This window comes from Micrococcus sp. KRD070, assembly GCF_017168435.1.
Taxonomy (GTDB): Bacteria; Actinomycetota; Actinomycetes; order Actinomycetales; family Micrococcaceae; genus Micrococcus; species Micrococcus luteus.
On record NZ_JABFNH010000012.1, the window covers coordinates 62,134 to 84,714 of the forward strand.

Below are 22,581 nucleotides of genomic sequence, written 5' to 3' on the forward strand. Positions count from 1 at the left end.
ACCCAGCCCCCCGTGCCGACGGCCCGCACCGTCGCGCGTCCCCGGCCCCAGTCCCGCGCCCGTGCCGGGGCGGGCCTGCTCGCCGCAGCCGTGCTCATGGTGGGGCTCTCCGGTTGCGCGGTCGCGGAGGACGGCGGCGAGGCCGCGTCCGAGGCCGCGAGCTCCTCCTCCTCGCAGGCGACGGACACCTCGGCCGAGGCCGGGGGACAGCCCGTGGCGGACACCGCCGTCGGGAACGCCGCGAGGACCGCGCTGCCCTCCGTGGTGACCATCTCCGCGACGTCGAGCTCCGCCTCCGGTTCCGGTTCCGGGTCGATCCTGGACACGGAGGGGCACATCCTCACGAACACCCACGTGGTCACCCTCGGCGGCCAGGCCAACGACGCCGAGCTGACGGTGCGCACCTCGGACGGGGAGGTCTACGCTGCCACCGTCGTGGGCACCGACCCGCTGTCCGACCTGGCCGTCATCAAGATCGACGCCCCGGACCTCACCCCCATCCAGATCGGCCGGTCCGGGGATTTGAAGGTCGGGGACGAGGCCGTCGCCATCGGCGCCCCCCTGGGCCTGCCGAACACCGTGACCGACGGGATCATCTCCACCCTGGACCGGACCATCGCGGTGGCGTCCTCCGAGGCGCCCGAGCCGCAGGGCGAGAGCTCCGGCTCGTCCTCCGGCACCGATCAGTACCGTTTCCAGCTGCCGGGCACCCCGCAGGGCACCCGGGGCGAGGTGTACATCAACGTGCTGCAGACCGACGCGGCCATCAACCCCGGCAACTCCGGAGGCGCGCTCGTCGACGCCGAGGGTCGCCTGGTGGGCGTGAACGTCGCGATCGCCTCGGCCGGCCAGGACCCGAGCGAGGCGGGCAACATCGGGGTCGGATTCGCCATCCCCGTGGACTACGCCCAGCGGGTCGCACAGGACCTGATCGACCACGGCAAGGCCACGCATGCCATGCTCGGCGTGAGCGTCACCCCGGAGCCCGCCGAGGTGCAGGGCGGCAGCGAGAACGCCCGGACCGTGTTCAGCGACGGCGCCCGCGTCCAGCAGGTCGTGGGAGAGTCGGCGGCCGACGCGGCCGGGCTGAAGGAGGGCGACGTGATCACCGCCGTCGGCGACCGCGCGGTGATCGACTCCGAGTCCCTCACCGCCGTCGTCCGCGAGCACCGCGTGGGAGACTCGGTGGACGTCACCTACCTCCGCGACGGCGCGGAGCAGACGACCGAGGTGACGTTCACGGAGGACACCCGCTCGTGACCACCACGCTCACCACCCCCGCCGCGCTCGCGGCCCACCACGGCTGGCGCCGGGTCCTGGCCGTCGGCGCCCACCCGGACGACCTCGACTTCGGGGCCGCCGCCACCCTGGCCGGCTTCCGCGCGGCCGGGCTGCACATCGAGCTGTGCATCGTGACGGACGGGGACGCCGGCGGCTTCGACTCGGAGGGCCCGGAGGCGATGACCGCCCGCCGGCACGCCGAACAGCGCGCGGCCGCCGCCGTCGTCGGTGCCGCCGAGGTCCACTTCCTCGGCGAGCGCGACGGACACCTCGAGCCGGACCACGGCGTGCGCCGCAAGCTCGTGGCGCTGATGCGCCGCGTCCGCCCGGACGTGGTGCTCAGCACCCACCCGGAGCGGGACTGGGAGCGGATGCAGGCCGCCCACCCGGACCACCTCGCCTGCGGCGAGGCCGTGGTGCGCGCCGCGTACCCGGCGGCCGAGAACCCGTACGCGTACCCGGAGCTCGCGGCGGAGGGGCTCGAGGCGTTCAAGGTCCGGAACCTGCTGCTGTACGCCGCCCCCGCCGCGCGCCGGAACACGGTCGTGGACGTCACGGGCCTGGCGGAGCAGAAGCTGCGCGCCCTCGACGCCCACCTCTCCCAGCACCCGGACGTCGACGCGATGCGGCGGCACGTGCTCGCCCAGATGGCCGAACATCACCGGCGCGCCGCCGGCCCGGCCGCCGCGCCGGGTCACGCCGAGGCGTTCCACCTGGTCACGGTCAACGGTCCGAGCACCATCGCCGGGTTCTGAACCGCCCCCCCTGCGGGGGATCTCAGTTGGTGCTCGGCCGACCGCCGTAGCGCGGGCCGGTCTGCGCGGTGGGGTCGAGGTCCACGCCGACGACGGGCTCCGACGTCGGCACCTCCGAGCCCGAGCTGGGCTCCACGGAGATGCCCATCGCCGCGAAGCGGTCCAGCCCCCGGAAGGTGATGGGCTCGCCGAAGCCGTTGGCGTCGTACGTGCCGAGCGAGGCCGGGGCCGTGCCGTCCGAGGGGTAGAGCCACAGCTGGTAGGACTGACCCTCCGGCAGCTGGGGCATCCCGCTGATCGTCAGGTAGCCGCTGTTCTGCTCCCGGGACAGGAACGCCTGGACCGTGCCGCCGTCCTGGGCCGGGTACTCCGAGGTCGTGAACAGGTCCTTCGACTGGTCGATGCGGTGCACGATGCCCGGCCGTGTGAACTGGCTCCACACCGTCCACCCGCCGACGCCGAGCACGAGGGCCGCGAGCAGCAGGAGGGCGGTCACCTTGAGCCAGCGCAGGCGGTCCCGCGGCGGGCCGGCGGGGGCGGACTCGTCGCCGATCAGGTCCATGCCCACGTCCTGGGCGGGCAGGCGACGCAGGACCTCGTCGAGCAGGGCCGACGGCGGCTCGGCCGTCACGGACCGGAACGCCCAGGCCACCGCCTGGCGCGCACCGTCCACCCGGGAGCGCCACCGGGCCAGCTCGCCGCCCCGCCGCTGCACGGCGGAGAAGGCCGCGGTGTGCCCGGCCGTGTCGAGCGCGTGCACGGCCGAGAGGTCGGCCAGCTCGAGTGTGCGGCCGGCGTCCACGTCCTCGCGCACGTCCGCGCCGAGTGCCGGGCCGGTCGCCGGGGCCGGCGCGGACGGACGGGCGGCGTCCTGCGTGAGGTCGCGGCGGGCCGCCACGACCTGCCGCACGCCGTCACGCAGCAGGGTGCGGGCCTCGTCGGCCGGCAGACCGAGCCGATCGGCGACCTCCCGGTCGGTGCAGCCGCCCAGCCACGCCAGTCGCACGGCCTCGTAGGCGTCCGGGGCCACGCGGCCGACGAGGTCCTCGGGCAGCGGCGCGGGCCCGGCCGGGCCGGGACGACGCCCACGTTCCGCCGCGGAGCCACCGGCGCGGCGCAGCGAGGTCATCACGCGGTGGGCGAGGACCTCGAGCCACGTGAACACCTGGCGTTCGCGGTGGGTCGCGTCGTCACGCTCGCTCAGGTCGAGCCCGGCCTCGGAGGCCTCCTCCCACGCCGTCAGGTAGGTGCGGACCGTGGCCGCGGCGGCGTCGTCGCCGGGGCCGAACATCGCTTCGGCCAGGCCGTGCACCCACGGGACCGTGGCGTCGTAGAACGCGGAGAACGCGGCCCGGTCACCCTCGGCGCTGCGGCGCAGGAGGGTGTCCAGGGCGGGCTGGCCGGCGTCATCGGGGCGGTCGACGTGGGGCTCGGGCGCGTCAGGAGTCTGCATGGTGGCCTCAGTCTAGGGAATCGGGACGGGCCGCGGACCCGGCGAAGTCGTGCTGGCGCCAGGCCTCGTACACGGCGATGGAGACGGCGTTCGCCAGGTTCAGGGACCGACGGGCCGGCTGCATGGGCAGGCCGACGGTCTCGGTGACCCGCGGATCGGCCAGCACCTCCTCGGGCAGGCCGGTGGACTCGCGGCCGAAGAGCAGCACGTCGCCGGGCCGGTAGGCGACCCGGTCGTGCCGCACGGACCCGCGCGCGGTGAAGGCCAGCACACGGGCGGGGGCGAGGGCCGCGAGGGCCGCGTCGAGGTCCGGGTGCACCGTCACCACCGCGAGGTCGTGGTAGTCCAGACCGGCGCGGCGCAGGTGGGCGTCCTCGAACCCGAAGCCCAGCGGCTCCACGAGGTGCAGCTCGGCCCCCGTGAGGGCGGCGAGCCGGATCGCGTTGCCGGTGTTGCCGGGGATCTCCGGGGTGAGCAGCACGTTGATGTACACCTCGCCCCGGGTGCCCTGCGGGGTGCCCGGCAGCTGGAAACGGTACTGATCGGTGCCGGAGGACGAGCCGGCGCCCAGCCTAGTGGGGGCGCCGCCGGGCGGGGACGTGCCTCAGTGGAGCCGGCCGACCAGCGCGCCGAGCGCGCGCCGGTCCACGAGATCCGGGTCCGTGCCGGTGCCCAGGAAGAGCGCGACCTCGCGCGCGAACGCGATCCCGGGCGCGGGCGGGGCGGTGAGCAGGTCGGCCTGCGCCTCCGGTGCGTCGGCGCCGCGCGTGTGGCGGATCACGGGTGCGTGCCGCGCGTCGCGGTCCGTCATCACGTGCACGAATCCGCCGACGGTGACTTGGGGCAGGGCCTGCTGCCACGCCATCATCGCGGGGCCGAGCAGCGGCGGGGCCACGGGACGGCCCCGGGAGCGCAGGTCCGCCCCGTCCCAGGTGTAGGTCCCTTCCGGGACCATGACGGAGCCGATCAGCGCCAGGCGATGGCCGCACAGCACCGCGTGGTCCACGTCGAGGTGCCGTCCCCAGCGCCCGCCCAGCCGCAGCCCGGTCAGGACCCGGGCGGCCGGCAGCGCGTCCGCCACGTGGCGCAGCAGCACGTCGAGGGTGCGGGCCTGCCGCAGCACCCGGTGCTCGTCCGGCAGGATCCCGCGCGGCCGCGGCGCCCCGTGGACGCGTTGGCTCGATCGCGGCAGGTCCAGCACGGTCGGGTCCGTCTCCGCCTCGCCGGGCGGGGGCTCGTAGCGCACGGGGCGGGCGGCACGTCCGCCGGGTCCGGACCGTCCCGACGGTCTCGCCCGCCCTGATCCGGCCGTCGCGTGGGGGCCGCGGGCACCGACGTCCGGGTCGGGCAGCGAGAGGTCGTACCGGCGCCGGGCCTCGGCGTCGCCGAGCAGGTCCCACGCCCGCGTCACGGCCCGGAAGGCGGCGGGGTCGCCACCGACGTCGGGGTGCGCGGCCCGGGCCGCGCGGCGGTAGGCCCGCCGGACCTCCTCGGCGGTCGCGTCGCGGGGCACGCCCAGGACCTCGTAGGCGGTGCGGTGCTCCTCGGCCGCGCTCACGGCGTGGCGTCCGGGCCGGGGGAGGCGCGCCGCTCGTGGTGCAGGCGCAGGAACAGCATGCCGTCGTCGTGGAGCACCTGGACCAGCTGCAGCCGGGCGGGGAAGCCGGGGCCGTCCTCGCCTGTCAGGACGCGGCCGGCGGCGGGTCCGGCCAGCAGCGGCGCCACGGTGAGGTGCACCTCGTCCACGAGGCCGGCCGCCGCGAGGCTGCCGAACAGGCGCGGTCCGCCCTCGCAGTGGACGACGCGGGCGCCGCGCGCGTGCAGGGTCGCCACCACGGTCTGGGGGTCCACGTGCTCCTCGCCGACCGCCAGCACGTCCGCGCGCGCGGCCAGCGCCGCCGCCCGCTCCGGCTCGGCCGCGAGGGCAGCCCGGGACGTGAGGATCCAGGGGCGGACCGGGGCGGCCGTGAAGAACGCGGACTCCGGGTCCAGGTCCAGGCTGCCGCTGACCACGGCCACGGGCGGGTCGGCAGGCCGGTCGGCCGCCGCGCGTCGACGCCGGTCCTCCTCGGAGAGGAGCGGTCCCTCGTAGCCTTCGGCGCGGATGGTCCCGGCCCCCACGAGGACGACGTCGGCGTCGTGCCGGGACAGGGACAGCAGCCGCTGATCGGCGGGGGAGCCGAGCCCGCCGGCACGGCCGTCCAGGGTGGCCGCGCCGTCGGCGGAGGCGATGAACACGACGCGGACCCAGGGTCCGGGGCCGGTGTCCTCGGCCGGGGGCGCGGCGAGGGCGGCGCGGAGGGCGTCGTCGTCCAGCTCGGGGCCGGTCTCGGTCAGCCGTCTCATGCCCGCCCCCCGCGGTGGGCGCGGTGTCCGGCCAGGGTGCTGCGGTCCGGCGGCGGGTTCTCCGCGCCCATGTTGTGGACCAGGCGCGCCGGCTGACGCCACCCGAACACGCACTCGAGCATGCGGGCCGCCGAGACGGAGGCGTCGGCGTCGTGCATGCGCAGGATCCGGGCGCCGCCGTACACGCAGGCCGCAGCCGCGGCCAGCGAGCCGGGCAGGCGCTCGTGCCGGTGCCGGTCCAGGCTCTCGCCGATGAAGTCCTTGTTCGAGACCGCGGCCAGCACGGGCAGCCCCAGGGCGGCGATCTCGTCCAGCCGCCGCGTGATCTCGAGGGTGTGCCGGGTGTTCTTGTTCAGATCGTGGCCGGGGTCCACGACGATCCTCTCCTCGGGGACGCCGAGCGCCACGGCCCGGTCGACGGTGCGCCGCAGGTGGTCGCGGACCTCCGTGACGACGTCGCCATAGGTCGGCCGGGGGACCACGGCCCGGGGTCCGCGCACGTGGGCGAGGGAGTGGGTGACCACGAGGTGCGCGCCCGCGGCGGCCACCACCCGGCCCAGGTCCGCGTGGAACAGCCCCGTGGTGTCGTTGACGACGTCCGCCCCCGCGGCCAGGGCCGCCTCGGCCACGGCCGGCTGGAACGTGTCCGCCGAGAGGATCAGCCGGCGTGACGCCTCGGACGACCCGGCCCCGTCCCCGCTCCGCAGGGCCGCGATCAGGGGGACCACCCGCGCCGCCTCCTCGGCCGGGTCGAGCTCCGCCCCGGGCGCGAACGGCACGCCGCCGACGTCGACCCACTCGGCTCCGGCGTCCGCCGCGGCGTGGGCCTGGGCGAGGGCGTCCTCGAGGACGGCGCCGGCGCCGTCGTCATAGAAGGAGTCCGGGGTGCGGTTGACCACGGCCATCGTGACGATCCGGCGGCGGAAGTCGATCTCGTGGTGGGCGAACCGGTGCACCGGGTGGACGAGCGGGACGGAGGGGGTCGGCACCCGGCCATTCAACCACCGGCGCCGCACGGTGACAGTGCGCCCCGGAAGGACTATGTTTCCCTCCCGTGACATTTACCTCGTCGCCGCGGGTCGGCCCGCGCCGGCCCCGCATCCGTCCGACCCAGCTCGTGGTCGGGTCCTTCCTCGTCGCCATCGTGACGGGCACCGGCGCACTGCTGCTGCCCGCCTCGTATCAGGGCCGCGCGCCCACCCCGCTGGAGGCCGCGTTCACGGCGACCAGCGCCACCACGGTGACGGGCCTCGGCGTCGTGGACACCCAGACGTTCTGGACACCCCTGGGTCAGCTCGTGATCCTCACGCTCATCAAGCTCGGTGGCCTGGGCGTCATGACGTTCACGTCGCTGCTGGGGCTGGTGATCCTCCGGCGGCTCGGCCTCACCCAGCGCCTCGACGCCGCGGCCTCCACCCGGGCCGAGGGGATCGGGGACCTGCCCCGGGTGCTGCGGGCCCTGATCCTGTACTCCACGGCCGTCGAGGCCTCGGTGGCGCTGCTGCTGAGCCTGCGCTTCTGGCTGGGCGCGGGGATGTCCCCGGGCCAGGCACTGTGGCAGGGGGTCTTCCACGCGGTCTCCGCATTCAACAACGCCGGGTTCGCGCTGTTCAGCGACAACCTCATGGGCTTCGTCTCGGACCCGTTCATCTGCCTGCCGATCGCGGCGGCGATCATCTTGGGCGGCCTGGGCCTGCCGGTCGTGCTGACCCTGCGGCGAGACCTGCGCCGACCCGAGCGGTGGAACCTCACGGTCCGGCTCGTGCTCGTGGGCACCGCGGTGCTGCTGGTGGGCGGCACGCTCATGTACCTCGTCCTCGAGTGGTCCAACCCGCGGACCCTGGGCGGTCTGGACCCGGCCTCGCGCGTGCTCGCGGCGTTCTTCCAGTCCGTCACGACCCGCACCGCCGGCTTCAACACCCTGGACTACGGGCAGATGCACCCCGTGACGCTCTTCGCCACCGACGTGCTCATGTTCATCGGCGGCGGCCCCGCCGGCACCGCCTCGGGCGTGAAGATCACGACGGCGAGCGTCCTGCTGTTCATCGTGCTCGCGGAGATCCGGGGGGAGGGCGCCGTCCATGCGTTCGGCCGCCGGCTCTCCCGGACCACGCACCGCGAGGCGATCACCGTGATCATGCTCTCCGCGACCGCGATCGCCGTCGCCACGATGGCGCTCATGGGCCTGTCCTCGTTCACGACCGACCAGATCCTGTTCGAGTGCGTGTCCGCGTTCGGCACGGTGGGCCTGTCCACCGGCATCACCGCCCAGCTGCCGCCGGCCGCGCAGGGCATCCTGATGCTCCTCATGTTCGTCGGCCGCATCGGCCCCGCCACCGTCGCCGGCAGCCTGGCCCTGACCGACCGCACCCGCCACTTCGAGTACCCGAAGGAGAGGCCCCTCATTGGCTGATCTCACCCGTTCCCTGTTCGCCCCCCGCCGGGGCGACCGCCCCACCGTGGCCGTCCTCGGGCTCGGCCGGTTCGGCTCCGGGGTCGCCCTCGAGCTCATGGAGTCCGACTGCCACGTGCTGGGGGTCGACGCCGATGCCGAGGCCGTCCAGGCGCTCAACGGCCGGCTGACCCACGTCGTCCGCGCGGACAGCACGGACGAGGAGGCGATGCGCCAGCTCTCGGTCCACGAGATGGACCACGTCGTCGTCGCCATCGGCGGCGACCTCGCCGACTCGATCCTCACCGTCTCGCTGATGCGGCGGTTCGGGACGCACCAGCTCTGGGCCAAGGCCAATGACGACCGCCACGGCGAGATCCTGCGTCAGCTCGGCGTGGAGCACGTGGTCCACCCGGAGCGGGACATGGGCCGCCGCGTGGCGCACCTGGTCAGCACGTCCTTCCAGGACTTCGTCGAGGTCGAGCCGGGCCTGGCCATGGTCCGGGCCGCGCCGCCGTCGCGCCTGCTGGGCAGGGACCTGCGAGCCACCGGGCTCGCGGGGGAGCGGGGCATGCGCGTGGTCGCGGTCCGCAGCCGCGGCACGTGGCTCTACCCGCCGAGTCACTACGTGCTCGAGCCCGAGGACACGATCCTCCTGGTGGGCCCGACCCGCGACGTCGAGCGGTTCCTCGCCCGGGACTGAGCCGGGGCACATCCGGGGCGGCTCCTAGACTGGCCGGGTGACCACCCCGGACCGCGTGCACCTGGACCACGCCGCCACCACGACGGTGCGCCCCACCGCGCTCGCGGCCCTGGCCGAGGCGGCCGCGCTGCCGGGCAACCCGGCCTCCCTCCACGCCTCGGGCCGCCGGGCCAAGCTGCGCCTCGAGGAAGCGCGGGAGCGCATCGCCGCGGCGCTCGGGGCGCACCCCACCGAGGTGATCCTCACGTCCGGGGGCACCGAGGCGGACAACCTCGCCGTCCAGGGGCTGTACCGGGCCCGCCGCGCGGCCGCGCCGGAGCGCACCCGGATCGTGCTGACCGGCATCGAGCACCACGCGGTCCTCGACGTGGTGGACTGGCTCGCCGCACACGAGGGTGCCGAGCCGGTGCTCGTCCCGGTCGACGACGACGGGCGGGTCGACCTCGTCGCATGGGAGGCCGCGCTGGCGACCGCGCCCGAGCGGACCGCCCTGGCCACGCTGATGTGGGCCAACAACGAGATCGGCACGGTCCAGCCCGTGGCCGAGGCCGCCCGGCTCGCTGCCGACCACGGGGTCCCGTTGCACACCGACGCCGTCCAGGCCCTCGGGGCGGTGCCCGTGGACTTCGCCGCGTCCGGGGCCGCGACCCTGGTCGTCTCGGGGCACAAGGTCGGCGCCCCCGTGGGTGTCGGCGCCCTGCTCGTGCGCCGGGACGTCACGCTGGAGGCCGTCGTGCACGGCGGCGGCCAGGAACGTCGCCTGCGCTCGGGCACGGTGTCGGTGGCCCTGGCCGCAGCGCTGGCGGCCGCCGTGGCGGAGGCCGTCGGGGAGCAGCCCGCCGAGGCCGCCCGCCTGGGCGGGCTGCGGGACGAGGTGATCGCCGCCGTCGACGCCCTGGACGGGGTGCGCCTGACCGGGCCGCGAGACCTCGACCCGGCGACGGGGCAGGTGCTGTCGCCGGGGACGCGCCGACTGCCCGGCAACGTCCACATCACCGTGCCGGGCCGGACGGCGGACGCGCTGCTGTTCTCCTTCGACATGGCCGGACTGGACACCTCGTCCGGGTCGGCGTGCACCGCCGGGGTGGCGGAACCGTCGCACGTGGTCGCCGCCCTGCCGGGGCGGACGGAGGCCGACGCGCGGGCCACCCAGCGGTTCACCCTCGGCCGGACGACGACGCCGGCCGAGGCAGCCGCGCTCATCGACGCGCTGCGGGCGCTGCTGGGGCCGGGCGTCTAGACTGGACCGCCCGTCCGTCGTCGAGAGAGGAGTACGCCCGTGAAGGTCCTGGCCGCCATGTCCGGGGGAGTCGACTCCGCCGTCGCCGCGGCGCGTGCCGTGGACGCCGGGCACGACGTCGTCGGCGTCCACCTGGCCCTGTCCCGCATGCCCGGCACCCTGCGCACCGGCTCGCGCGGCTGCTGCACCATCGAGGACGCCTCGGACGCGTGGCGCGCGTGCGAGCGGCTCGGCATCCCCTTCTACACGTGGGACTTCTCCGAGCGGTTCGCGGAGGACGTCGTGGACGACTTCGTGGCCGAGTACGAGGCCGGCCGCACGCCCAACCCGTGCATGCGCTGCAATGAGCGCATCAAGTTCGCGGCGCTGCTCGAGCGCGCCCTCGAGCTGGGCTTCGACGCCGTCTGCACCGGCCACTACGCCGCCGTGCGGCCCGGTCCGGACGGCTCGCTGGAGCTGCACCGCGCTGCGGACGACGCGAAGGACCAGTCCTACGTGCTCGGCGTGCTCACCGCGGATCAGCTCGCCCACTGCCTCTTCCCGCTCGCGGACACGCCGTCCAAGGAGCTCGTGCGCGCCGAGGCGGCCGAGCGCGGCCTGTCCGTGGCGGCGAAGCCGGACTCCCACGACATCTGCTTCATCCCCGACGGCGACACCCGCGGCTGGCTCGCCGAGCGCATCGACCTCGCCCCCGGCCCCATCGTCGACCCGGAGGGGCAGGAGCTCGGCACCCACGCGGGCGCCCAGGCGTTCACGGTCGGCCAGCGCAAGGGCCTGGCCATCGGCCGTCCCGCGCCCGACGGCAAGCCCCGGTTCGTGCTCGAGGTGCGGCCGAAGGAGAACACCGTGGTCGTCGGCGGCCGCGAGCTGCTCGACGTCGACCGCATCACCGGCATCCGCCCGTCGTGGGCCGGCGCCCCGGTGCCCGAAGCCCGCACGGGCGCCTGGTTCGACTGCGCGCTGCAGTTCCGGGCCCACGGCGAGATCGTCGAGGCCCGCGCCCGCCAGCGCGCCGACGCGGCGGGGCATCCGGGGTGGGAGATCGAGCCGGGGCGCCCCCTGCGCGGCGTGGCTCCCGGTCAGACGGCCGTCCTGTACCGGGGCACCCGCGTGCTCGGCCAGGCCACCATCGACACCGCCCGCAATGCCCGGTTGTCGGCCCCCGCGGATGCGTAGGCTTCGGCCATGAGCCCGGACTACGACCCCCACGCCAGCTCGCTGCCCGGCACCGCGGACCCGGCGGTCCTCGACGAGCTCTTCGCGATCCGCGGCAGCATCGACAACATCGACGCCTCGCTCGTCTACCTGCTGGCCGAGCGGTTCAAGTTCACGCAGCGGGTCGGCGCGCTCAAGGCCCGGCACGACCTGCCGCCCTCGGACCCCGGGCGTGAGGCCGCCCAGATCGCGCGGCTGCACCGGCTCGCGCTCGAGGCGGACCTCGAGCCCGCGTTCGCCGAGAAGTTCCTGAACTTCATCATCGCCGAGGTCATCCGCCACCACCGCGCGCTGGCGGCCGAGGGCCGGCCGGACGCCGAGGCGGAGCCGGGGGAGAGCCCCGGGGACGCGGATGACTGAGGCCGCCCACGACGACGGCGCCACCGGCCCCGTCGCCCTCGGCGGCACGCCGTGGCGCGGCACCGACGTCGCCGAGGCGCAGCGCGTCACGCTCGGCGAGCTCGGCGCGGACCACTGGCCGGTGCTCCCCGAGCTGCCCGATCGCGGACCCGGCGCCGACGCCACCGGCCGCTCGGCCGCCCTCCTGCAGGAGCTGGCCGTCGACCTGCAGCCGCACGGCTGGCGGGTCAGCCCGCCCGGGGCCGCCGGCTCCGGCCGCGACCGACGCCGCGCCGTCTCCCTCTGGCGCGAGGACGCGCACCGCTGGGCGGACACCGCGGGGGCCGAGGGCGCCGTCGTCGAACGTCTGGCCGTGCGGGTGCGCGGCCCGCTCAGCCTGCTCGCCGGCCTCTGGCTGCCCGGGGGAGAGCGCGTCCTCGGCGACCACGGCGCGCGCCGCGACGTCGCCGAGTCCTATCTCGAGGGGCTGCAGGACGCCCTGCCCCGCCTCCGGAGGGCCACCGGCGCGGGACGCCTCGGCGTCGTCGTCGACGAGCCGTGGGCGGCGGCCGTCCTCGCCGGGACCCTGCCCACCGCGAGCGGGTACCGCACCGTCCGGTCGCTGCCGCGCGAGGAGGCCCGCGGGTTGTGGCGCGCCGCCCTCGACGGGTTCACCGCCCTGCCCGACGTCGCCCGGGTGTGGCTCGCGCCGGGCCGCCGGGCCGCCTCCCCGGGGGCCGAGCTGCCCGGGCCCGCCGCGCTGGCGACGCTGACGGGAGAGTCCCTGCCCAGGCCCGACGCAGCCGCGGACGCGCCCGCCCCGGCCCCGGTCTCGCTCGTGGTGGGCGTGGGCGCCCTCGACGACGGCGCGGACGGCACGCCCGGCACCCGCGAGGCGTGGGAGGCGGCGGCCGGCTGGGCCGACATCGGGCGCGGGCTGACGCTGGCCCCCGAGCCGGGCGTGCGTCTGGTCGACGTCGTCCGCACGTGGGAACGGCTGGGGGTGGACCCCGGGCGGGTGGGCGACGTCGACCTCACGGCGGCGGGGTCGCACGACCCCGCCGTGCTCCGTACTCTGCGGCGGGACGCGGAGGAGCTGGCCGCGCGGCTCGCCGAGCTGCGCGGCTGAGCCGGCGCCCCGACGGACCGGGGCGACCTCCGGCGTCGTCCGCCGGGGACGGGCCCGCCCGGCGGGTATCATCGGGCTGATCCTGAAAATGTCCTGTGCCCGGGGCCGGTCCCGCCCGCGGCGCCGGGGGGAGCGCTGACGAGGAGGTCAGGATGGGCAAGGCCAAGATCCTGGTGGTGGACGACGACGAGGCGCTGGCCGAGATGATCGGCATCGTCCTGCGCAACGACGGCTTCGAGCCGACGTTCGCGGCGGACGGCACCTCCGCACTGCCCGCGTTCCACCGCGAGCGCCCTGATCTGGTGCTGCTGGACCTCATGCTCCCCGGCATCGACGGCATCGAGGTCTGCAAGCTCATCCGAGCCGAGTCGGACGTGCCGATCGTGATGCTCACGGCCAAGTCGGACACGGCGGATGTGGTGCGCGGCCTCGAGTCGGGTGCGGACGACTACGTGCCCAAGCCGTTCAAGCCCGCCGAGCTCGTGGCTCGCGTCCGGGCGCGCCTGCGTGAGGGGGAGGCCAAGCCGGCGGAGGTCCTGCACATCGGGGACCTCGAGATCGATGTGGCGGGCCACCAGGTCACCCGCGGCGGCGTCGGCATCGCCCTCACCCCGCTGGAGTTCGATCTCCTCGTGGCCCTCGCCCGGCGGCCGCGCCACGTCTTCACTCGCGAGATGCTCCTGGAGGAGGTCTGGGGCTACCGGCACCAGGCCGACACCCGGCTCGTGAACGTCCACGTCCAGCGCCTGCGCTCCAAGGTCGAGCCGGATCCCGAGAACCCGTGCGTCGTGCTGACCGTCCGCGGCGTCGGGTACAAGGCCGGCCAGGGCTGAGCGCATGACCGTGTCCGGCCCGGATGTGAGCGCGGCCCCGGCGGCCGAGTCCGGTGCCGAGCCGGTCGAGCCCGCCGCCGCCCGCCCACGGTCGTGGGGCCCCGGCCCCGCGTGGCGTGCGCTGCGCCGCCGGTGGCGTCGGTCCCTGCGGCTGCGCACGGCGGTGCTCGCGGCCCTGCTCTCGATCCTCGCGGGCCTCGTGGTCGCCGCGTTCCTCACGCAGCAGATCACCCAGGCCCTCTTCGAGGCCCGCTACGAGCAGGTCCAGTCCGAGGCACGCCGTGGCCTGAGCCAGGTGCGCGAGACGTTCGCGCAGACCACCGCCACGGACGCGCAGAGCACGGACGTGCTGGTGACCCAGACCCTGCGCGCCCTCGAAGGCGACTCCGGCACGACGATCCGCCGCCGCTACCACCTCGCCCCGCTGCCGGACTCCGAATCCGCGTACGTGGGGACGATCTCCTCCGCCGGGCTCGATCCCGCAGTGATCCCCCAGGAGCTGCAGGACGCGGTCGCCTCCGGGCCGGGCGTGTACGACGCGAGCGTGGCGCTGCCGAACCCCGGCGGTGGCACCCGGCCCGGCCTCGTGTTCGGCGCCCAGATGGTGCTGCCCCCGGGTGCCACCTACGGGCTCTACCTCGTCTACGACCTCGCGGACGTCCAGAGCTCGCTCGACTCGGTGCTCAGGGTGCTGCTGGTGTTCGGCGTCGGCTTCCTGGTGATCAACGTGCTGGTCTCGTGGTGGGTCTCGCGGCGTGTGACCCTGCCCGTGCAGCAGGCGGCCCGGGCGGCCGAGTCCCTCTCGAGCGGCAACCTGGCCGTGCGGATGCCGGTCGACGGTGAGGACGAGATGGCCCGCCTGGGCATGTCCTTCAACCGGATGGCGGACAGCATCCAGGACCAGATCGGCCAACTCGCCCAGCTGTCCCAGATGCAGCAGCGGTTCGTCTCGGACGTCTCCCATGAGCTGCGCACGCCGCTGACGACCGTGCGGATGGCGGCCGACGTGCTGCACGGCTCACGCGAGGACTTCGACCCGGTCAGCCGACGCTCGACCGAGCTGCTCTACCACCAGGTCGACCGCTTCCAGGCCATGCTCGCGGACCTGCTGGAGATCACCCGGTTCGACGCCGGCGCCGCCACCCCGGCCCTCGAGGCCACGGACATGCTCGAGCTGGCCCGCGACGTCGTGCTCACCTCTCAGCCGCTGGCCGATCAGATCGGCGTGCCCGTGTACATGGTGCCCATGGACCGGGACCGCGCCGACGGCCACGTCGCCCACGTCGACCCGCGGCGGATCGAACGGATCCTGCGCAACCTGGTGAACAACGCGATCGAGCACGCCGAGGGCCGGCCGGTGGACGTGCTCGTGGCGGCCGACGAGGGGGCCGTCACGTTCGCCGTCGTGGACCACGGCATCGGCATGAGCCCCGAGCAGGTGCAGCGCGTGTTCGACCGGTTCTGGCGCGCCGACCCCTCACGCAAGCGCACCACCGGCGGGTCCGGACTGGGTCTGGCGATCGCCACCGAGGACACCCGGCTGCACGGCGGTCGGCTCGAGGCGTGGGGCGAGCTGGGGGAGGGGTCCACCTTCATGGTGACCCTGCCGCGGGCGCCGCGCCCGGCCGCGCAGGGCGCCGAGGCCCCCGAGCCGATCGGCCGCTCCGTGCTGCCCATTCCGCCCCGCTACAGCACGGCGGACCGCCGGTACGCCGATGACCTGTCCCGGCCCGTCCCGCAGGAGGCGGACGCCGACGCCGTCGGCACGGTCGCGGACGTCGCCGCGGCGGCCGCGGCCGCCCCGCCGTCCGCGCGCCAGACCGAGCAGGCCCTGACCGCACCGACCCGGCCGGTGCGCGTGGTCCCTGCGGAGGATCCCGCCCACGGGTCGGCCCCCGGGGACCCGACCGGCGACGACCCGGCCGAGGAGGCCCGATGACCACCGTGGATCCGCAGCCGCCCCGCCCGCCGCGGGTCGCCGTCGTCGGCGTGATCGTCGCCCTGATGCTCGCCCTCAGCGGCTGCACCCAGATCCCCCAGAGCTCCGAGGTGCGCAGCGCCGACCCGGTCGACGGGGCCACCGCAGACGCCGACGCGCCGCAGTTCCATCCGCCGGGACCGGCCGAGTCGGACACGGCGGAGGAGGCCATCCGGGGCTTCCTGCTCGCGGGCACGAGCCCGCAGGACGACTACGCGGTGGCGCGCCAGTTCCTCGACGGGCCCGCGGCCACCCAGTGGACGCCCGGGCAGCGCACCCTCGTGTACTCGGCGGAGCCGCGCATCACCCGGGGCGACGGCGCCGGGGACTACCAGATCCAGGTCGAGGTCGACTCGGAGATCGACGAGTACGGCCTGCGGACCATCGCGCCGCCGGGGACCACGCAGGCCTGGGCGGTCACGGTGCAGGAACGGCCGCAGGGCATGCGGATCACGTCCACGGAGAACGGCACGCTGCTCTCCCAGGCGCAGTTCGGACAGCTGTTCGCCCCGCACGAGCTCGCCTTCTACGACACCGCGAAGCGCTACGTCGTGCCGGACGTGCGGTGGTTCGTCAATCGGGGCACCACCGTGACCGCGGTGACGCGAGCGCTGCTGCGCGGGCCGGCACCGTATCTGGCCGGGGCGGTGGACACGGCCTTCCCGCTGCGCACCGGCACCGACCTGGCCGCACCCACGGTGCCCGTCGACGACGACGGCGTGGCCCACGTCGACCTCACCCAGGCGGCCGCCGAGGGGGCCGACGCCGACCGGCGGCACCGCATGCGGGAGCAGCTGGAGCTGACCCTGACGGGCCTCCAATCGGTCAAGGAGGTCGAGGTGACCGTCGCCGGCGCCCAGCTGTCCACGTCGGGAGACGACGGCCCCGCCCCGGTCCAGACCGACCCCGCCGTCGGCTCAGTCCAGGTGGGCATCGACACGGCGACGGGCGGACTCGTGTACGTGCAGGGGACCAGCGTCACGCCGGTGGGCGGCGCCCCGGACGTCACCGCGCTCGATCCGGTCCGCCCGACCATGTCCGGCGACCGCAGCCGCTTCGTGTTCGTCACCCGTGACCGGACGGCGGTCCACGTCGCCGGCACGGACGGCACCCTGCGGGAGGTGCTGCGCGGCACCGGGCTCACCGTCCCTTCACTGGACCTCCTGGGCTGGGTGTGGGCGGCCGACAGGGAGACGACCTCGCGGATCCGCGCCGTCCCGGCCCAGCCCGGCGGGCAGGAGCGCATCGTGACGGCCACCTGGCTGCGGCCCGGCGAGCGGATCGTCGACCTGCGGTTGTCGCGGAGCGGGGCCCAGGCCGCGATGCTCGTCGACGACGGCCAGCGGACCACCCTGCGCGTGTCCGGGGTCGTGCGCGGCTCGGACGGGGTGCCGAACGCCCTGACCGAGCCGATCCTGCTGCCCTCCTCCGGGTCGGAGGACTCGGTGGAGTGGGCCGGAGACACGAACCTGCTCGTCTCGGCGTACGCCGAGAAGCCCGACGAGCGCGTGGTGCCGCGGATCGTCTCGATCGACGGCACCGTCCGGGAGCTCAACCCGCTGGGCGGTCTGCGGGGGATCTCCGTCGGCGACGACGGTGCCTACTACGCGGAGACGGACGAGTTCGTGTTCCTGCTGGTGGGCTCCTCGTGGCGGGCGCAGGAGCTCGACCGCGGGGTGCGCGACCTCTCGTTCCCGGACTGAGCCGAGCCCGCGCCCGCCGCCCCGTCGTCCACTCCTGCACAGCCGCCCCGTCCCGCACAGCGGCCCGCCCCGGCGCCCGGACGGCGGCGGCGTGCGGTGGACTCATCGCATGCGTTCCCCGCCGTCCTCCCCGTCCCCGCCGTCGGTGTTCGGCGCCCTCGGCCGGGCCCTGGCCGACCTGGTCCTGCCCGCCGAGTGCGCGGTGTGCGCCGCGCCGGGTCACCGGCTCTGCCCGGCCTGCGCGGAGGGACTGACCGCCGTCCTGTCCCGGCCCTTCCGGGCGGAGCAGGACGCCCCGGCTTTGCCCTTGGGCCCCGGCGGCGCTCCGCTGCCGGTGATGGCGGCCGGGCGCTACGCAGACCCGCTGGCGGCCGCCGTGCTCGCGTTCAAGGACCATCACGCGCTGCACCTGCGCGGCGTGCTGGGCGAGGCCCTCTGCCGGGCCGTCGCCGCGGCGCGTCTCGAGCCGGACCTGCCCGGGGCGCGGCACGCCCTGCTCGTCCCGGTCCCGGGCGGCGCGGTCGGATTCCGACGGCGCGGCTACGACCCGCTCGCCGAGCTCACCCGGGCGCTGCCGGCGCCGTGGCTGGTCTCCGACGCCGTCCGTGCGCGCCTGCTGCCCCGCGCGAGCACGCTCCGGGGCGGCGGCCCGTCCCACGCGGGCGCCGGGGCGGGCCAGCGCCGCCGGCGGGCCCGGGACTGGCGCGTCGTCGCCGGGCGGCTGCCGGCCGGCGCGCCCGTCCTGCTCGTGGACGACGTCCTCACCACCGGCGCCACCCTCGCCGCGCTCGCGGAGGCGGTGCGCCGCGCCGGCGGGCACCCCGTCGGGGCCGTCGTGCTCGCGGCCGTGGCCCCGCCGCGGGACCCCGCCGAGCCTGGCCCCCGGCCACGCCCCCGGGTAGGGTGAACGGCACGGAATCGCCCCTACGGTTCCCGTCCTGCCGACGGCTGGAAGGAGGTCGCACCCTCGGACCCGCCGCCGCCCTGCGGACGCGACACCGAGGCGCACCTCCCCTCCCGAGGCCGGACCCGTGAGAGTCGGACCAGGAGGACGCCATGACCATGGATGTCAGCTACATCGCCCGCAACATCAGCCTCTCGGAGAGCTTCCGCGACCACGTCGTCGAGCGCACCGAGCGCCTCCAGCGGCTCGCCGAGGGCGCCGACACGCTCGAGGTCCGCGTGACGAAGGAATCCCACCACAAGCACTCGGACGAGGCGGTCCGCGTGGAACTGACGGTCCGCGGCCCGCGGGACGTCGTGCGGGCTGAGGCCGCCGCGGACGACGAGCTGGCAGCCTTCGACAAAGCCGCCGCCCGACTGACCGAGCGCCTGCGGCGCCTGCGCGACCGGCGCAAGGACCGTCGCCGCGGCAAGCTCGGCGCCTCCCGCGGCGCGGGCGAGGTCGGCTTCGTGCCACCGCTGCCGCCGTCGGGCGCCGCGCTGGCCGCGGAGGACGCCTCCGCGCAGGACGCCCCCGAGGCGGGCACCCCGGTGCGCATCCGGCAGAAGGCGTTCCCCGCGACCCCCATGAGCGTGGACGACGCCGTGGACGCGATGGAGCTGGTCGGCCACGACTTCTACCTCTTCCAGAACGCCGAGACCGGCGTGCCCTCCGTCGTCTACCGCCGCCGAGGCTGGAGCTACGGCGTGATCCGCCTGGACGAGTCCCTCCCTCAGGATCACGTCTCCGCCTCCGAGGGGGAGCAGGCATACCAGACGCGGGAGGACTGACCGCCCCGCCGACGTCGACCACGACCTGCTGACGCCGCGACGCCCCTCCCCTCCGGGACGGGCGCCGCGGCCCGTCCGGACTCGGCCCGTACACTGTCCCGGAGACCGCGCCACGGCCGCGCGCGAGGGGCATCCCGTCCCGCCCCGGCCACACCGCAAGGGAGCAGAGAACCAGTGCCTTCGATCATCGACCGCGTCCTGAAGATCTCGGACAACCGCGTCCTCAAGCGCATGCAGGCCACGGTGGACGCCGTGAACCTCCTCGAGGACGACTTCCGGGCGCTCAGCGACGCGGAGCTGCGTGCCGAGACGGACACGCTCCGGGCCCGGCATGCGGACGGCGAGTCGTTGGACCTGCTCCTGCCGGAGGCGTTCGCCGCGGTCCGGGAGGCCGCGGGACGCACGCTCGGCCAGCGGCACTACGACGTCCAGCTGCTCGGCGGCATCGCGCTGCACCAGGGCAACATCGCGGAGATGAAGACCGGCGAGGGCAAGACCCTCGTGGCCACCGCTCCGGCCTACCTCAACGCGCTGTCCGGCAGGGGCGTGCACGTGGTGACGGTCAACGACTTCCTCGCCTCCTACCAGGCCGACCTCATGGGCCGCGTGTTCCGCTTCCTCGGCATGCAGACGGGCGTCATCGTGGCGGGCCAGACCCCGGCCGTACGGCGCGAGCAGTACGCCGCGGACATCACCTACGGCACGAACAACGAGTTCGGCTTCGACTTCCTCCGGGACAACATGGCGTGGTCCCTCGACGAGCTCGTGCAGCGTGAGCACCACTACGCGATCGTCGACGAGGTGGACTCGATCCTCATCGACGAGGCCCGCACCCCGCTGATCATCTCCGGCCCCGCCCAGGGAGAGGCCAACCGGTGGTACGGCGAGTTCGCCCGGCTGGTGCGCCGCCTCGAGGCGGACACGGACTACGAGGTGGACCACAAGAAGCGCACCGTCGGCATCCTCGGCCCCGGCATCGAGAAGGTCGAGGACCACCTCGGCATCACGAACCTGTACGAGACGCAGAACACCACGCTCATCCAGTTCCTGAACAACGCGGTCAAGGCCAAGGAGCTGTTCAAGCGGGACAAGGACTACGTGGTCCTCGACGGCGAGGTGCAGATCGTCGACGAGCACACGGGCCGCGTGCTCAAGGGACGCCGCTACAACGAGGGGCTCCACCAGGCCATCGAGGCCAAGGAGGGCGTGGAGGTCAAGCCCGAGAACCAGACGCTGGCCACGGTGACCCTGCAGAACTACTTCCGCGGCTACGAGAAGCTCGCCGGCATGACGGGCACCGCCGAGACGGAGGCCGCCGAGTTCACGTCGACCTACGGCCTCGGCGTCGTCGTGATCCCGCCGAACCGGGAGCGACAGCGCGTGGACCGCAACGACGTGGTGTACAAGAACGAGAAGGTCAAGTTCGACGCCGTCGTCGACGACATCGCCGAGCGGCACGCGAAGGGCCAGCCGGTCCTGGTGGGCACCACCTCGGTGGAGAAGTCCGAGTACCTCTCCACGCTGCTGGCCAAGCGCGGCGTCCGCCACGAGGTCCTGAACGCGAAGAACCACGCCCGCGAGGCCGCCATCGTGGCGCAGGCGGGCCGCCCGGGCGCCGTCACCGTGGCCACCAACATGGCCGGCCGCGGCACCGACATCATGCTCGGCGGCAACGCCGAGTTCACGGCGGTGGCCCGCATGCAGGAACTGGGCCTCGACGCCGCCGAGGACCCGGAGGCGTACGAGGCCCGCTGGCCCGAGGTGCTGGCGGAGGCCGAGGCCGCCGTGGAGGACGCGCACCGCGCGGTCATCGAGGCCGGCGGCCTGTACGTGGTGGGCACGGAGCGCCACGACTCGCGCCGCATCGACAACCAGCTGCGCGGTCGTTCCGGCCGTCAGGGCGACCCGGGCGAGTCCCGGTTCTACCTCTCCCTCACGGACGAGCTCATGCGCAACTTCAACCCGGGCGTGGCCCAGCGGATCATGAACAGCCCGTCGATCCCGGACGACATGGCGCTCGAGTTCGGCTTCGTCTCGAAGGCGATCCAGAACGCGCAGGCGCAGGTCGAGGGGCGCAACGCCGAGCAGCGCAAGAACGTGCTCAAGTACGACGACGTGATGAACCGCCAGCGCGAGGCCATCTACACGGACCGCCGTTCCATCCTCGAGGGGGAGGACCTGCAGGACCGGGTGCGCCGCTTCGTGGAGGACGCCGTCGGGAACATCGTGGACGCGGCCACCGAGGAGGGCCACGCCACCGACTGGGACCTCGACCAGCTGTGGCGGGACCTGGCAGAGCTCTACCCCGTGGGCATCTCGCAGGAGGACGTCCTCGACGAGGTCGGCGGCCGGGGCCGGCTCAAGGCCGAGGTCCTCAAGCGCGAACTCGTCTCCGATGCGCTCCTGGCGTACGAGGACCGAGAGGCGCAGGTGGGATCCGAGGCGCTGCGGGAGGCGGAGCGTCGCGTGGTGCTCGCCACCATCGGGCGCCGCTGGCAGGAGCATCTCTACGAGATGGACTACCTCAAGGAGGGCATCGGGCTGCGCGCGATGGCCCAGCGCGAGCCCCTCGTGGAGTACCAGCGCGAGGGCTACACGATGTTCCAGAACATGCTCGCCGCCATCCGCGAGGACGCCGTGCGCACGCTGTTCCAGGCGCAGATCAGTGCGGCCCCCGCGCCGACGTCTCTGCCCGGCATCAAGGACGCCCGCGCCGTGACGATGGCACCGCAGATCTCCGTGGAGGGCATCGACGCCCCGCAGCAGCCGGCGCAGCTGCGTTTCACCGGTCCGTCCGAGGACGGGCAGAGCGCGGTCACCCGCAGCGGCACGGATTCCGGCGCCACGGTCGCCGCGGGCACGAACCGCCGCTCCCGCCGTCAGGCGGAGCGCCGCGGCCGCCGCGGCTGACCGGCGCCCCGTCACGACGCAGGACGAGGGCCCGCAGACCTCCAGGTCTCCGGGCCCTCGATCGTCAGTCCGACGGGACGATCCGGCTCAGCCGATCTCGACCGACGTCACCTTCCACCGGCTGAGCCGCCGCTCGAGTCGGAGCGCGAAGGCCCGGGCCCGGCCCTCCCACAGCACCGTCGCGCTGGCCTCCACCCGGCCGGGTGCGACCTCGCACACGCGGGCGCCCACCGGGCGGGGTGCGGACGCAGGCGCCCGGGGCGGGACGGCCGCGGCGGGTCGTCGACCGGGCCCGGTCGGCGCGACGGCGCCCAGCAGCTCCATGCGACGGGTCAACTTGTCCAGGACCTCGGGCGAGAGCCAGGCGGAGAGGTCCCGCAGGGCACGGCGGCCCGTCTCGACCTCGACGCAGGCGACGGCGATCACGGCGGCGAGCGAGCGGACGCGACGCAGCTCCTCGCGCCCCTGTTCGGTGCGGGCGCGCCGGGCGATCTCCTCACCGCGGGGCAGGACCGTGGGGCTGTGGGCGGGCCCATGGAGGAGGGTGTCGGCGGTGCGTCGGGCGGCAGC

Annotated in this window: 20 protein-coding genes; 14 read left to right on the top strand and 6 right to left on the bottom strand. The window is 75.0% G+C overall.

Annotated elements, in window-relative coordinates; all coding sequences use genetic code 11:
* Both J1M38_RS04210 and J1M38_RS04215 read left to right on the top strand, forming a co-directional pair.
* Nucleotides 1-1,260, top strand: a 1,260-nt coding sequence (locus J1M38_RS04210) for a S1C family serine protease (RefSeq protein WP_159833293.1), incomplete at its 5' end; no start/stop codon positions are given.
* Nucleotides 1,257-2,036 (top strand): PIG-L deacetylase family protein, encoded by a 780-nt coding sequence (locus J1M38_RS04215; RefSeq protein ID WP_036314367.1) that lies wholly within the window; start codon nucleotides 1,257-1,259, stop codon nucleotides 2,034-2,036. The genes J1M38_RS04210 and J1M38_RS04215, both read left to right, overlap by 4 nt.
* Nucleotides 2,037-2,058: 22 nt before the next feature.
* Here the strand turns inward: J1M38_RS04215 and J1M38_RS04220 are convergent, their stop codons facing one another.
* The 5 genes from J1M38_RS04220 to folP form a co-directional block, all read right to left on the bottom strand.
* Complete coding sequence (locus J1M38_RS04220) at nucleotides 2,059-3,489, bottom strand: anti-sigma factor (protein WP_073117100.1); 1,431 nt, start codon at nucleotides 3,487-3,489, stop codon at nucleotides 2,059-2,061.
* Between the two features lie 7 nt (nucleotides 3,490-3,496).
* The gene (locus J1M38_RS04225; protein WP_206501178.1) at nucleotides 3,497-3,982 is read right to left on the bottom strand and encodes a tRNA (cytidine(34)-2'-O)-methyltransferase; all 486 of its coding nucleotides are present in this window, start codon (nucleotides 3,980-3,982) and stop codon (nucleotides 3,497-3,499) included.
* Nucleotides 3,983-4,093: 111 nt separating this feature from the next.
* The gene (locus J1M38_RS04230) at nucleotides 4,094-5,047 is read right to left on the bottom strand and encodes a J domain-containing protein (protein ID WP_061867010.1); all 954 of its coding nucleotides are present in this window, start codon (nucleotides 5,045-5,047) and stop codon (nucleotides 4,094-4,096) included.
* Entirely contained in the window at nucleotides 5,044-5,835 is a 792-nt protein-coding gene (locus tag J1M38_RS04235; RefSeq protein WP_061867009.1) for a dihydrofolate reductase family protein, read from the bottom strand. Before J1M38_RS04235 ends, J1M38_RS04230 begins: the two co-directional genes overlap by 4 nt.
* Nucleotides 5,832-6,824 carry a dihydropteroate synthase gene (folP, locus tag J1M38_RS04240; protein WP_061867008.1) on the bottom strand — a complete coding sequence of 331 codons (993 nt, stop codon included), beginning with the start codon at nucleotides 6,822-6,824 and terminating at the stop codon, nucleotides 5,832-5,834. The genes J1M38_RS04235 and folP overlap by 4 nt, the downstream gene beginning before the upstream one ends.
* A gap of 65 nt (nucleotides 6,825-6,889) precedes the next feature.
* On the opposite strand from folP, the gene J1M38_RS04245 reads away from it, so the two are divergent.
* The 12 genes from J1M38_RS04245 to secA all read left to right on the top strand — a co-directional run bounded on the left by J1M38_RS04245 (nucleotide 6,890) and on the right by secA (nucleotide 22,011).
* Complete coding sequence (locus J1M38_RS04245) at nucleotides 6,890-8,248, top strand: TrkH family potassium uptake protein (RefSeq protein ID WP_166437547.1); 1,359 nt, start codon at nucleotides 6,890-6,892, stop codon at nucleotides 8,246-8,248.
* Nucleotides 8,241-8,930, top strand: a complete 690-nt coding sequence (locus J1M38_RS04250; protein WP_063189522.1) for a TrkA family potassium uptake protein — start codon at nucleotides 8,241-8,243, stop codon at nucleotides 8,928-8,930. Before J1M38_RS04245 ends, J1M38_RS04250 begins: the two co-directional genes overlap by 8 nt.
* A gap of 37 nt (nucleotides 8,931-8,967) precedes the next feature.
* Nucleotides 8,968-10,170, top strand: a complete 1,203-nt coding sequence (locus J1M38_RS04255; RefSeq protein WP_061873071.1) for a cysteine desulfurase family protein — start codon at nucleotides 8,968-8,970, stop codon at nucleotides 10,168-10,170.
* A 39-nt stretch (nucleotides 10,171-10,209) separates the two neighbouring features.
* Complete coding sequence (gene mnmA / locus J1M38_RS04260; protein ID WP_069942006.1) at nucleotides 10,210-11,346, top strand: tRNA 2-thiouridine(34) synthase MnmA; 1,137 nt, start codon at nucleotides 10,210-10,212, stop codon at nucleotides 11,344-11,346.
* 9 nt (nucleotides 11,347-11,355) lie between these two features.
* Nucleotides 11,356-11,745 carry a chorismate mutase gene (locus J1M38_RS04265; RefSeq protein ID WP_060974202.1) on the top strand — a complete coding sequence of 130 codons (390 nt, stop codon included), beginning with the start codon at nucleotides 11,356-11,358 and terminating at the stop codon, nucleotides 11,743-11,745.
* Nucleotides 11,738-12,853: a hypothetical protein gene (locus J1M38_RS04270; protein ID WP_206481354.1), complete on the top strand. Its 1,116-nt coding sequence runs from the start codon at nucleotides 11,738-11,740 to the stop codon at nucleotides 12,851-12,853. The genes J1M38_RS04265 and J1M38_RS04270 overlap by 8 nt, the downstream gene beginning before the upstream one ends.
* A gap of 152 nt (nucleotides 12,854-13,005) precedes the next feature.
* Nucleotides 13,006-13,686, top strand: a complete 681-nt coding sequence (mtrA, locus tag J1M38_RS04275) for an MtrAB system response regulator MtrA (protein WP_069942056.1) — start codon at nucleotides 13,006-13,008, stop codon at nucleotides 13,684-13,686.
* Nucleotides 13,687-13,690: 4 nt separating this feature from the next.
* On the top strand, nucleotides 13,691-15,625 hold the full coding sequence (gene mtrB / locus J1M38_RS04280) for an MtrAB system histidine kinase MtrB (RefSeq protein ID WP_206481352.1): 1,935 nt from the start codon (nucleotides 13,691-13,693) through the stop codon (nucleotides 15,623-15,625).
* Nucleotides 15,622-17,367, top strand: a complete 1,746-nt coding sequence (locus J1M38_RS04285) for an LpqB family beta-propeller domain-containing protein (protein ID WP_206481351.1) — start codon at nucleotides 15,622-15,624, stop codon at nucleotides 17,365-17,367. Before mtrB ends, J1M38_RS04285 begins: the two co-directional genes overlap by 4 nt.
* Nucleotides 17,368-17,476: 109 nt before the next feature.
* Complete coding sequence (locus tag J1M38_RS04290; protein ID WP_206452172.1) at nucleotides 17,477-18,274, top strand: ComF family protein; 798 nt, start codon at nucleotides 17,477-17,479, stop codon at nucleotides 18,272-18,274.
* A 149-nt stretch (nucleotides 18,275-18,423) separates the two neighbouring features.
* Complete coding sequence (raiA, locus tag J1M38_RS04295; protein ID WP_036316002.1) at nucleotides 18,424-19,101, top strand: ribosome-associated translation inhibitor RaiA; 678 nt, start codon at nucleotides 18,424-18,426, stop codon at nucleotides 19,099-19,101.
* A 174-nt stretch (nucleotides 19,102-19,275) separates the two neighbouring features.
* On the top strand, nucleotides 19,276-22,011 hold the full coding sequence (secA, locus tag J1M38_RS04300; protein WP_206481350.1) for a preprotein translocase subunit SecA: 2,736 nt from the start codon (nucleotides 19,276-19,278) through the stop codon (nucleotides 22,009-22,011).
* Between the two features lie 87 nt (nucleotides 22,012-22,098).
* Here secA and J1M38_RS04305 read toward each other — a convergent pair.
* On the bottom strand, nucleotides 22,099-22,581 hold a 483-nt coding region (locus tag J1M38_RS04305; protein ID WP_206501179.1), incomplete at its 5' end, for an Rv3235 family protein.

Bases quoted from the DNA above. Each gene is read 5' to 3' on its own strand.
- J1M38_RS04220 (WP_073117100.1), bottom strand. From the start codon at position 3,489: ATGCAGACTCCTGACGCGCCCGAGCCCCACGTCGACCGCCCCGATGAC.
- J1M38_RS04235 (WP_061867009.1), bottom strand. From the start codon at position 5,835: ATGAGACGGCTGACCGAGACCGGCCCCGAGCTGGACGACGACGCCCTC.
- J1M38_RS04265 (WP_060974202.1), top strand. From the start codon at position 11,356: ATGAGCCCGGACTACGACCCCCACGCCAGCTCGCTGCCCGGCACCGCG.
- J1M38_RS04270 (WP_206481354.1), top strand. From the start codon at position 11,738: ATGACTGAGGCCGCCCACGACGACGGCGCCACCGGCCCCGTCGCCCTC.
- mtrA (WP_069942056.1), top strand. From the start codon at position 13,006: ATGGGCAAGGCCAAGATCCTGGTGGTGGACGACGACGAGGCGCTGGCC.
- mtrB (WP_206481352.1), top strand. From the start codon at position 13,691: ATGACCGTGTCCGGCCCGGATGTGAGCGCGGCCCCGGCGGCCGAGTCC.
- J1M38_RS04285 (WP_206481351.1), top strand. From the start codon at position 15,622: ATGACCACCGTGGATCCGCAGCCGCCCCGCCCGCCGCGGGTCGCCGTC.
- J1M38_RS04290 (WP_206452172.1), top strand. From the start codon at position 17,477: ATGCGTTCCCCGCCGTCCTCCCCGTCCCCGCCGTCGGTGTTCGGCGCC.
- raiA (WP_036316002.1), top strand. From the start codon at position 18,424: ATGACCATGGATGTCAGCTACATCGCCCGCAACATCAGCCTCTCGGAG.